Raw genomic sequence first — 10,708 nt, forward strand, 5'->3', positions numbered from 1 at the left:
GCCACCCGCTGGGTCAACCGCGACATGACCAGGCCCATTCACCATCCTCGGATTCACCGGATGATGTCGAGACGGCCGTGCCATCCGAGGAGACAAGACACGAATCACGGCTACATGTCCCGGAAGCATGACACCCGCAACGGGTGTCATCACACCCACCTCGGGTGTCGCGTTCTCAAAACACACATCGCCCGGACACCGGCCAACCCGGCACCATCCGACATCCCAGCCATCCGACCCACCAGGCGCCAAGCCCTCGCCCCCATCCACCTGCCCGTGACGCGATCTTCGCCTGCAGGGGCAGACTGCTCAGCGACGGGTCCCGGGTCGCGTTCGTCATCTGAGGAAGATCGGCGAGAAGGACCTGTGAGCGCACCCTTCCCTTGAATAGCCAGCAGGGTCACCCCTGACAACCAGCCGGAGTGGATCACCGGCCGGGATGCGGCCACTCCCCGGCCCGCCGGACCACCGATGTCAGCCCGGCGGGCGCGGCGGGGCCCGGGGCGGGCAGCGCGTCGCGGGTGACGACGGTGCAACGTCCAGGCGTACCGGAGATGAACTTCGCTCATCCTGGACGGATGAAGCGGCCGCGACGGATCGGCCCGAGACTGCTAGGGCTTGGCGCCGCTGTGGGTCGGACATCCGGGAGACATCACCATGGGCAAGAAGGACAAGCATCACCCCAAGACGAAGAAGCAGGACGTCGCGGACGGGCCGATGAAGCGCTCCGCCTACGAGCGGGAGATGCGCCGTCTGCACGGTGAGCTGGTCGCGATGCAGGAGTGGGTCAAGGCGACCGGTGCGAAGGTCTGCGTCTTGTTCGAGGGCCGCGACACGGCCGGTAAAGGCGGCACGATCAGGCGCATCACCGAGCGGGTCAGCCCGCGGGTGTTCCGGGTGGTCGCCCTGCCCACTCCCACCGAGCGGGAGCGGACCCAGATGTACGCGCAGCGCTACATCAGCCGTCTGCCGTCCGGTGGCGAGGTCGTCATCTTCGACCGGTCCTGGTACAACCGGGCCGGCGTGGAACGGGTGATGGGGTTCTGCACGCCGGAGGAGACCGACCGCTTCCTGGAGATCGTGCCGACGTGGGAGAAGGCGATGACCGACTCCGGGATCCTGCTGATCAAGTATTGGCTGGAGGTCAGCGCGGACGAGCAGACCCGCCGGCTGGAGAGCCGCATCCACGATCCGCGGAAGATCTGGAAGCTGTCCGACATGGATTTGAAGTCCTACAGCCGGTGGCACGACTACTCGCGGGCCCGGGACGCCATGCTGGCCACCACCGACACGGCGTGGGCGCCCTGGTACATCGCGCACACCGACGACAAGAAGCGGGCCCGGCTCAACATCATCTCGCATCTGCTGAGTCAGGTGCCGTACGAGCCGATCAAGCCGCGCGACATCAAACTGCCGAAACGGCAGGCCGCGAACGGTTACACCACTCCCGATCTGCCGTTGCACTACATTCCGACACCGTACGGCGAGGTGCGCTGACCAGGCGCACGGCCGCAGGGCGCCACCTCCGCTCCGGTGTCCGGGGCGGCCGAGACCGATGGGCGGACCCGGGGGCCCGCCCATCATGAATGACTTCTACCGGGTGAACGCCTGGAATTCGGCGATGCGGACGTTGAGCGCCTGCGGGCTGGCCGTGGCGCAGTCCGTGTTGGCGCGCGGGTCGTTGTCCTGCTCTCCCGCGTAGTCCGGCGTCCCGGTGCACTGGTTGGTCACGGCCTCGATGCGCAGGTGTGTGGCCGTGGTGTCCGGGATGTCGAAGGAGCGGAAGATCAGCTGCGGGGCCCGCGGTCGCGGGGCCACCGCCGGGAACGCGTCCCGTTTGCTGGTGTAGACGGTCTTGAAGTCGGCCGGTGCCGAGCAGGTGACCGTCGCCGACGCGGTGCAGGCGAGCACCTTGAACTGGCGCAGTGCCGAGACCCGGGCCTGTGTGCCCGCGTCCACGTCGCCGGTGATCGCCGGGCGGAGCATGGCGCTGACCTGGACCCGGCGGACCTTCTGGGCGTCGCCGGCGAGGTCGACGGTGACGCCCTTGCCGGTCACGGCGCTGCCGAGCGAGGCCCAGTTGGTGGCCTCGTCGTCGTCGACGAGCCGGGCCAGGTTGATGCCGTCGCCGGTGGCGGTCGCGCCGTTGGCCGCCGAGGCGACGTTGCGCGGCAGCCGGACGTACAGCTTCTCCCGCTCGCCGGAGCGCAGCGATTCCGGGGAGACGCGGGCGAGGCCGTGGCCGGGTGCCTGCGCGACGAACGTGTAGGTGCCGGGCACCAGGGCGACCGTGTCGGGCAGGGCGGTCGCCGGGTCGGTGTCCGCGACCGCGACGGCCCGGGCCTGGTAGTCGCCGACGAACAGCTTGGCACCGGCGACCGGTTTGCCGCTCTCGTCGACCGGCCGGAACGTGACGGTGGCCTCCTTGGCGTGCGGGGAGGCGAAGCTCGGCGTCGGGTCGGCGTCGGCCGCGCCGTTGCTGGCCGCGCCCTCGCCGAGGCCGCGCTTGGCGAACGCGTTCCACAGGATGTCCTGGTTGGCGCCGCCGAAGCGGATCCGGTCGGCGGCGAGCAGCGCGTCGCGGGCGTCGACCTGGCTGTTGGCGCTGTTGGCCATCAGCAGGAACGAGTCGACGACGAGCTGGATCCAGCGCCGGTTGCCCGGGCAGGAGGTGACGGCCTTCTTGCCGTTGGCGCACGCCTTCTGCAGCGAGGAGTTGCCGTGGCCGTACCGCTTGAGGAACGCGGACCGGATGTCGTAGTTGGTGGCGCTCCACACCTCACCGGAGGCGTGCACCTGGAGCCCGACGAAGTCGTAGTCGACCGAGCTGTAGTTGAGCCGGTTGCCGCCCATGTTGTAGTTGCGGATGCCGGCGATCGGGTCGCCGGTCACGTATTCGCCGACGGTGAAGCCGCGGGCGCCTCGGGGTGCGTAACCGTGTTCGGCCAGGTACTCGACGGAGAGCAGGTCGGACCAGCTCTCGCTCATGCCCTGCGGGGAGCTGAGACCGGCGTCCGGCCCGGCGATCATGCGGTTGGTGATGGCGTGGGTGTACTCGTGGCCGATGACCGACATGTCGTAGTCACCGTCGACGCACGGTGAGTAGAAGGCGCCGGCGATGGGCTGCCACAGGTACATGTTCGTGATCGGCGCCTCCCCGTCGGGCGGGGTGATCTGGTTGGCGTTGTTACGGGCCAGGAAATCCGGCGGGCCGCCGCTGATGCCGCCGGCCTGCGCGTTGCCCTGCTCGGGGTCGCCGCCGTCGCCTTCCATGTTCCAGGTCTCCTCGGTGAAGCCGAGGTGGTACGACCAGTCGTGCATCCGGTTGTGCTGCACGAACAGGTTGGCGCGGGCCGCGTCGATGTCGTTGCGGGCGGCGGACTCGAAGACGGTGGGCGCGCACTTGGTCTCGTGCCACTGGTTCGTCCACGGGTAGGTGTACTCGCGGGTGGGGCTGGGGGTGGCGAGTTCGGTGCCGACCGTGAACGGGTCGTTTGACAGCCAGTTGTGTACGGCGAACGCGTTGTTGCCGCTGGTCGTGTTGGTGGGTGTGCCGGTGGCCGGGTCGACGTCCCAGGCCTGCGGCGACGCCGGGGTGGCGACGGCCTCGTCGCAGCCGCGCTGTGCCGTCCAGCACCAGCGTTCGCGGGTGTCCCGGGAGGAGTGGTCGGTACGCGGCGAGTTGGGGAAGACGTCCCATTCGGGGTTGTCGGCGTCGTGGTCGACGATGTCCTCGCGGACCAGGACGCTGCCGTCGCGGGCGTCCACCCAGGTGGTGTAGGCGACCGGGTCGGCGCTGCTCAGGCCGGCCCCGAGGGCGACCTGGTAGGCGGCGCGGGCACCCCGGTCGGCGGTCGGCACGGCGACGAGTTTGGTGCCCAGCAGGGTGGGTTCGGCGATGCCCGCGTTGTCGGCGGCGATGCGCTCGGCCTCGGCGGCGGTCAGGGTGGCCGGCTGCGGGGCGGCGGCGTCGCGGGCCAGCGAGGAGCTGACGTGCCAGACCTTGCCGTCGCGGAGGCCGACCGACAGCAGGCCGTCGTGGCCGGCGGGCAGCTCGCCGAATTTCTGCCGCAGCAGCACGATGCTGCCCTCACCCAGTTTCTGGGTGGTGAGGACCTCGAGGGAGGCGGCGGCCGCGGCGGTGATGCCGAGGACGTCGAGGTTGCCGTCGACGTAGGCGCGGGCCGCGGCGACGGGGTCGGCGGGCAGGCCTTCGGCGAGCGGCTCGGCGGTGGTGGCGGTGAGGCTGGCCGGGGTGCCGAAGGTGTTCCACCGGGCCGAGGCGTCGGCCTCGGCGGCGAGGGTCCGTTGTTCGGTGCTGGGCGCGACGTGGCCCTCGCGGTTGTCGACGATCTCGCCGTGATCGTGGTCGGCGTGGATCTCCGGGGACTCGGCCCGGCTCGGGGCGGCGGCGCCGGGTGCGGCGTTTCCGCCGGATCCTGGCGACAGCGCGAGAACGGCGGCGACTAATGCTGTGGTGGTGCCCGCCAACGCACGGGATGGTGTGCGCACGGAACCTCCTTTATGGACGGTCGTTACCGGTCACTTCGCATCCGACATCAGATGTGCGACCTAGTGACATGGGCCGAACGTCCACAAAATCGAGGTTGCTCGATGGTGATCCTGGTCGATGGGCTGTGCGGCGTCAAGAAAGCCGCGGAACCCGGCCGGCGATCATCTGGCCGTTCCGGTCTGCGCCTGACAGCGGCGTGCCGGCGCTTTCGCGGCCAGCAGGTCGGCCTCCAGGTACCGGCCGGAGAGCCGGCCCGCCTCGTGAATCTCGTCGACGGTCATCGCCGGCACGATCCGGTGCGCCTCGTGCACGCCGTCACCGGAGCCGGTGTCCAGCATGCTCAGGTACCAGCGCAGCGCCCGCACCAGGTCGACCGGGCCGCCGAACCCGTCGCGGTACCAGCAGGCCGCCGCGAACATGCAGCCCTGGATTCCGGCTTCGGCTCCCCGCACGTACCAGCTCAGGGCCTCCTCGTCGAGGTCCTGAGCACCGAGGAGGTTGCCGAGATGCGTGCAGGCGTCGGTGACGCCTCCGTCCGCGGCGATCCGGAACCAGCGCACCGCCGCCGGGTCCGCGCCGGACAGCAGCCCCATGTTGAACGCCGCGAACTCGTCTCCGCCCTCGGCCGCCGCCCGGTACAGCTCCACGGCCCGCGTCTCGTCGGCCGGCACGCCGTGCCCGTGCTGGAGCAGGAACGCCAGCGAGCGCTGTGCCATCGGATCGCCCGCGGCCGCCGGAGCCTCCAGCATCTCCGCGCCGGCGCGCTGTTCACCGAGGTGGTAGGCCTTGATGACGCCGAGGATCGTCCCGGGGCTCAATCGGGGCGCGAGCAGCGCCAGCTCCCGGTCGGCGCCGGCTCTCAGAAACCACAGACCCGCCTTCGGCAGATCGATCTTGTGGTACGCGTACAGAATCCCGAGGTCGTGGAAAGCCCGCTGTTCGCCGGCCTCGGCGGCGGGCAGCAGACGTGCCTCCGCCTCGTCCTCGTCGACCGGCACGCCCTGTCCGGTCGCGTACATCATCCCGGTCATCCGCAGCGCCCCGATGTCGCCGAGGTCCGCGGCCCGCTGGTAGCAGCGCAGCGCCGCCGGGAGATCGGCGGGCTCGGCCGCGTGCATCGCCCCCGCGTCGTAGGCGGCCGCCGCGTCGCCCAGTTCGGCGGCCCGCTCGTACAGTGCCAGCGCCCGTGCCGGATCGTCGCCGCGGACGAGCCGCCCGAGCCGCAGCAGCGCCGCCGCGTCGTCCCCGGCGGCCTCGAAGTGCGCCCGCGCCGCGTCCCGCTCACCGCGCTGCAGAGCCAGCATCCCGAGGTCGTACGCCCGCCACGTCATGCCGGGCAGTTTAGGAGATCAACTCGGAGAGGGCGACCGGCTGCAGGTTGCGGCGTTTGAGCCCGGCCAGGATGGCGGGCAGGGCGTCGTCGGTGTAGCGGGCGTTCGCCTCGGTGACGTGCATGACGACGATGGATCCCGGCTTCACCTGGGAGAGGACGGCGTCGACGACCGGGGCCGCGCCACGGGCGAAGGGGTCGCCGCTGACCACGTCGCCGTCGACGACTGTCACGCCCAGCGGTGCCAGCGCTCGCAGGGCGGCCCGGTCGTGGCACAGGCCGGGGAAGCGGAAGTAGCGGGTCTGGCGCCCACCGTACGGAAGAAGGGTCTCGAAGGTCTTGGCGACGTCGCCGGTCATGTCGCCGGGCGCGAGTCGCGGCAGGTTGTAGCAGTCGCCGGTGAAGGCCGCGTGCTCGTAGCTGTGGTTGGCGATCTCGAAGCGCGGGTTGCCGGCGATCCGGCGGGTGACGTCGGGATACTGCTCGGCCCACTGGCCGGTCACGAAGAAGGTGGCCGGGATCCGCCGTCTCTCCAGCATCGACAGCAGGCGCAGGTTGGCGTAGGAGGACACCGTGCCGCGCCGCAGCCGGGCCTTCATGGCGTCGGTCATGTCGGCGTCGAAGGTGAGCGCCACCTTCCCGGCGTCGCGCAGGCCGTGCTGGATCACCGGCGGCGCCGCCCCGGGCGTGGTCGCGCCCGGGGTCGTGGTCGCGCCCGGGGTCGTGGTCGCGGCCGGCGCCGACTCCACCGTCTTCTCCACGGGGGGCGGCGCCGGTGACGACGCCGGAGCCGGCGCGGGTGGTGGGCCGCCGCAGGCCGTCAGCGCCAGCATCGTGACGGCGGCGAGCATCCGCCCGTGGATCGACATGCCCGCGAGGATGCCACCCGCGTTCAAGGAGGGCCACACCTCAGATCCGGAAGGCGGACACCAGCTCCTGGAGTTCGGTGCTGGTCCGGGCCAGGCCCTCGGCGTTCGATCGCGCCCGGTTGGCCACCGTCGCGGTGGCGCCCACCGCGGTCGCCACCCCGGCGATGTTGGTGGCGATGACCGCGCTGCTGTCGGCCACCTCGGCCACGTTGCGGCCCATCTCGCCGGTGGTGGCGGTCTGCTCCTTCACCGCGGCGGCGATCATGGTCTGGAAGTCGCAGATCCGGGCCACCACGTCGCCGATGTCGCCGATCGCGCCGACCGCGTCGGAGGTGTCCGTCTGGATGGCCTTCACCAGCCGGGCGATGTCATCGGTCGCCCGGGCGGTCTCCTGAGCCAGTTCCTTGACCTCCCCGGCCACCACGGCGAAGCCCTTGCCCAGCTCACCGGCCCGGGCCGCCTCGATGGTGGCGTTGAGCGCCAGCAGGTTCGTCTGCTCGGCGATCGAGGTGATCATGGCGATCACCTTGCTGATCTCGGCCGAGGAGTCACCCAGTTTGCTGACCGACCGGCTGGTCTCGCCGACCACGGTGACGGCCTCACCGGCGACCCGGGCCGCCTCGCCGGCGCTGCGGGCGATCTCGTCGATCGCCTGGGTCATCCCGGCGCTGCCGGTCTGGAGGGTGTGCACGTTGCCGGAGACGCTGCCGGCCGACGACGCCACGGCGGCCGCCTGCGCGTCCATGTCGGCGCTCGCCCCGGCGATCTGCGCGGAGACCGAGGAGAGCTCCCGCGACGCCGACGAGACGGTTCCGGCGTGCCCGGCGATCGCCGACACCGTCTCGCGCAACGCGCCGGCGGTCTGGTCCACGGCGGCGCCGAGGCGGCCCAGCTCGTCCTCGCGGTTCAGGCCCACGCGTACCGTGAGGTCCCGGTCTGCCAGGCGCTTGAGCGCCGCCATCACCAGCGACAGCGGGCCGACCACGGACCGGGTGACCAGGGTTCCCATCAGCACGGCGAGCACCAGGGCGACGGCGAGCACGCTGCCCAGCACGGTCGACGCGGTGTCGCGGGCCTCGTCCACCTCGGCCCGCAGCGCCTCGGCGCGGGCGTTGACCGACGCGTCCAGCTCCGCGGTGATGTCCAGGATCTTGCCGTACGCGGCCGACGCCTCTCCCCCGTTGACGCTGGTCATCGCCTTGGCGCGAGCGGCCATGGTGTCCGCGGACAGCCACCGCGTCACGGTGGCGTCCCAGGTGAAGAAGTCGTCCCAGGCCGGCTTGAGGCGGCTGAACCCGTCCCGCTCGGCGTCGGTCATGTCGGCCGTGCTGGTGGCGGCGAGACCGGCGTAGACGGCGTCCTTCGACTTCATCTGGCCCTGCTGGTTGTAGCCTTCGGGCCCAACCGCGTAGGCGTATCCGAACGCCCCCGCGTCGGCGATCTTCAGCCCCTGCCAGCCGGTGACGTCGGAGGCGTTGTACTTGGCGGCCTGGATGTCGTCACGCAGCCGCTCCAGCCCGGCGAGTTTCCGCTCCGCGGCGGCCTGCTGGTCGAGACCCCACCAGCCCGCTCCGGCCGACGTGACGATCAGGGCGCTGAGCAGCAGGTAGGAGGCGCCGAGGCGCTTGCCCACACTGATATCGGCGATTCGCATGGGCTCTCCCCGGAATGCACCCGCCACCACGGCGGTGACCCCCTATCGGCGCGATGCCGTCCGGTTGAAGGCTTTCTCGTGGCGGATGCACCTCACCCCATCTCCGAAACTTTCGGCGCTGACTGGTAGTCAGCGTAACGATCACCCTCACCGGCTGGCCAGCTAGCCGCTGCTGAGATCTATCTCGGTATTTCCGATAGTTCTCCGTAAGTTGTTGACAACACGTCGGCCGCCGGGCCACGATCTCGCAATGACGAAGCTCGATCTCGTCATTTCCCCGTCCCCGTGGGGCCGCTCCCCGACGGCCCCTCAACAGGAGGAATCAGCCAGATGTCCGAAGACCTCGCTCCTGGAAGACCCCGACGGCGCGGGCGCGTCCGCCTGCTCGCCGCCGCGTTCTGCGCCACCGCGATGGCGATCGCCGGGGTGGCCGTCGCCGGCACGGCACACGCCGAAGCCGACCGGACCGTCAGCTCCAACACCACCGGGACGCACAACGGCTACTACTTCTCGTTCTGGAAGGACAGCGGCAACGCGAGCATGACGCTGCGTGCCGACGGGCGGTACTCGAGCAGCTGGGACCGCAGCACCAACAACTGGGTCGGCGGCAAGGGCTGGGCCACCGGCACCCGCCGGACGGTCACCTACTCGGGCACCTACAACCCGGGCAACAACAACACCTACCTGGCCCTGTACGGATGGACGCGCAGCCCGCTCATCGAGTACTACATCGTCGAGAACTTCGGCAGCTACAACCCGAGCAGCGGCGCCACCCGGATGGGTTCGGTCACCACCGACGGCGGTACGTACGACATCCTGCGCAGCCAGCGGGTCAACGCGCCGTCGATCGACGGCACCCAGACGTTCTACCAGTTCTGGAGTGTCCGGCAGCAGAAGCGCAGCTCCGGCACGATCACCATCGCCAACCACTTCGACGCGTGGGCCCGCGCCGGACTGAACCTCGGCACCAACCACAGCTACCAGATCATGGCGACCGAGGGCTACCAGAGTCAGGGCAGCTCGGACATCACGGTCCGCGAGGGCACCGGCCCCACCAACCCGACCAGCCCGACCAGCCCGACACCGGGCGGCGGCAACTGCAGCGCGACGATCTCGGCCGGTCAGCAGTTCGGTGACCGGTTCAACCTCAACGTCGCGGTCAGCGGCGCCACCAACTGGACCGTCACCCTCAACCTGAACGGCGGCCAGAGCATCCAGAACAGCTGGAACGCCGCGGTCAGCGGAACCACCGGGAGCGTCACCGCCCGCCCGAACGGCAGCGGCAACAACTTCGGTGTGACGATCATGGCAAACGGCAACTGGACCTGGCCGACCATCAGCTGCCGGGCGGGCTGACCCCCGGGCTGTGGCGCGGTGGCCACCCGGGCCGCCGCGCCACAGCCGCCCGGACGATCCTTCGGCGTTTCCGGCCTCTTCTCCGGTACGCGACACGCGGACCCCGAGAGGTGTTCGGGCGGTCGGCCGGCGAAGGGGACGGGTCAGCGGATCAGAGCCCACTCCACGGTGACGGTCGCGGTCAGCCGGTGCCGGCCGGGCTCGACCGGCATCGCGGCGTCGGCGTACTTGTGCGACCCGGCCGGTTCGGGGCCGCCGGTGTTCCCCTCGGTCACCTTGACGACCCGGCCGAGCCTGCGGCCGGCTTCGCGGGCGTACAGATCGGCCTTGGCCTCGGCGTCGGCGAACGCCCGCTTGCGCGCCTCGGCGAGCAGGGCCGTGTCGTCGTCGACCGCGAAGGACACCCCGTTGAGCCGGGCCGCGTCACCGCCCGCCGTGACCGTCTCGGTCAGGGTCGCCCCGGCCCGGTCCAGGTTCCGGATCCGCGCGGTGAGCCCCTGGATCACCGTGTACCCGGTGAGCTTGCCCTTGTCGTCACGCCGGGCGCTGATGTCGGCGCCGGACGTCTGGAGGTCGGCCTTCGCCGCCCCGGCACGAAGAAGAGCGTCCCGCATCCGGGCGGCCGCGGCGGTGGCGCGCTCCAGGGCCTCGCCGACCGTCGCCGCGGTGGCCTCGGCCGCGAAGTCGGCGATGAATGTGTCGGGCGTGCCGAACACCGTGCCGGTCCCGGAGACCAGAACACTCTCCCGGGAGTCGGAGGCAGCGGCCGGACGGCCGCCGAGCAGCGCGGCGGAGAGCATCACGACCGCGACCAGTGTGACCAATTTACCGTTTTTGAGATGCATTCTTACTATTTAAAACCATGAACCGGCCGGACAACGCCGTGAGCCGCCGCCCCGGCGGGGACGGCGGCTCACGGTGTGCTCAGCCCAGCTTCACGTTGAAGATGGGGTTGGCGGCCAGTTTCCGGAAGGCGGCGAGGCTGG

The 10,708-nt window shown here is 70.7% G+C and carries 7 protein-coding genes; 2 read left to right on the plus strand and 5 right to left on the minus strand.

All coding sequences use genetic code 11. The annotated features are described in order from the left end of the window. Positions 1 to 657 precede the first annotated feature (657 nt). On the plus strand, positions 658 to 1,497 hold the full coding sequence (gene ppk2, locus AB0I88_RS40380; RefSeq protein WP_361037443.1) for a polyphosphate kinase 2: 840 nt from the start codon (positions 658 to 660) through the stop codon (positions 1,495 to 1,497). A 96-nt stretch (positions 1,498 to 1,593) separates the two neighbouring features. Here the strand turns inward: ppk2 and AB0I88_RS40385 are convergent, their stop codons facing one another. The 4 genes from AB0I88_RS40385 to AB0I88_RS40400 all read right to left on the minus strand — a co-directional run bounded on the left by AB0I88_RS40385 (position 1,594) and on the right by AB0I88_RS40400 (position 8,366). After that, complete coding sequence (locus AB0I88_RS40385; RefSeq protein WP_361037445.1) at positions 1,594 to 4,512, minus strand: M36 family metallopeptidase; 2,919 nt, start codon at positions 4,510 to 4,512, stop codon at positions 1,594 to 1,596. A gap of 162 nt (positions 4,513 to 4,674) precedes the next feature. Further along, positions 4,675 to 5,844: a tetratricopeptide repeat protein gene (locus AB0I88_RS40390; RefSeq protein ID WP_361037447.1), complete on the minus strand. Its 1,170-nt coding sequence runs from the start codon at positions 5,842 to 5,844 to the stop codon at positions 4,675 to 4,677. A gap of 10 nt (positions 5,845 to 5,854) precedes the next feature. Further along, on the minus strand, positions 5,855 to 6,712 hold the full coding sequence (locus tag AB0I88_RS40395; RefSeq protein WP_361037449.1) for a polysaccharide deacetylase family protein: 858 nt from the start codon (positions 6,710 to 6,712) through the stop codon (positions 5,855 to 5,857). A gap of 40 nt (positions 6,713 to 6,752) precedes the next feature. Next, positions 6,753 to 8,366, minus strand: coding sequence for a methyl-accepting chemotaxis protein (locus AB0I88_RS40400; RefSeq protein WP_361037451.1), 1,614 nt, complete (start codon positions 8,364 to 8,366; stop codon positions 6,753 to 6,755). A 330-nt stretch (positions 8,367 to 8,696) separates the two neighbouring features. On the opposite strand from AB0I88_RS40400, the gene AB0I88_RS40405 reads away from it, so the two are divergent. Beyond that, positions 8,697 to 9,722 (plus strand): glycoside hydrolase family 11 protein, encoded by a 1,026-nt coding sequence (locus AB0I88_RS40405; RefSeq protein WP_361037453.1) that lies wholly within the window; start codon positions 8,697 to 8,699, stop codon positions 9,720 to 9,722. A gap of 143 nt (positions 9,723 to 9,865) precedes the next feature. Here the strand turns inward: AB0I88_RS40405 and AB0I88_RS40410 are convergent, their stop codons facing one another. After that, the gene (locus tag AB0I88_RS40410) at positions 9,866 to 10,567 is read right to left on the minus strand and encodes an SIMPL domain-containing protein (RefSeq protein ID WP_361037455.1); all 702 of its coding nucleotides are present in this window, start codon (positions 10,565 to 10,567) and stop codon (positions 9,866 to 9,868) included. Positions 10,568 to 10,708 lie beyond the last annotated feature (141 nt).

The organism is Actinoplanes sp. NPDC049802 (assembly GCF_040656595.1).
Lineage (GTDB): Bacteria > Actinomycetota > Actinomycetes > Mycobacteriales > Micromonosporaceae > Actinoplanes.

Coding starts and splice junctions, on each gene's coding strand:
- AB0I88_RS40400 (WP_361037451.1), bottom strand. CDS start 8,366: ATGCGAATCGCCGATATCAGTGTGGGCAAGCGCCTCGGCGCCTCCTAC.
- AB0I88_RS40405 (WP_361037453.1), top strand. CDS start 8,697: ATGTCCGAAGACCTCGCTCCTGGAAGACCCCGACGGCGCGGGCGCGTC.
- ppk2 (WP_361037443.1), top strand. CDS start 658: ATGGGCAAGAAGGACAAGCATCACCCCAAGACGAAGAAGCAGGACGTC.
- AB0I88_RS40395 (WP_361037449.1), bottom strand. CDS start 6,712: ATGTCGATCCACGGGCGGATGCTCGCCGCCGTCACGATGCTGGCGCTG.
- AB0I88_RS40410 (WP_361037455.1), bottom strand. CDS start 10,567: ATGCATCTCAAAAACGGTAAATTGGTCACACTGGTCGCGGTCGTGATG.
- AB0I88_RS40390 (WP_361037447.1), bottom strand. CDS start 5,844: ATGACGTGGCGGGCGTACGACCTCGGGATGCTGGCTCTGCAGCGCGGT.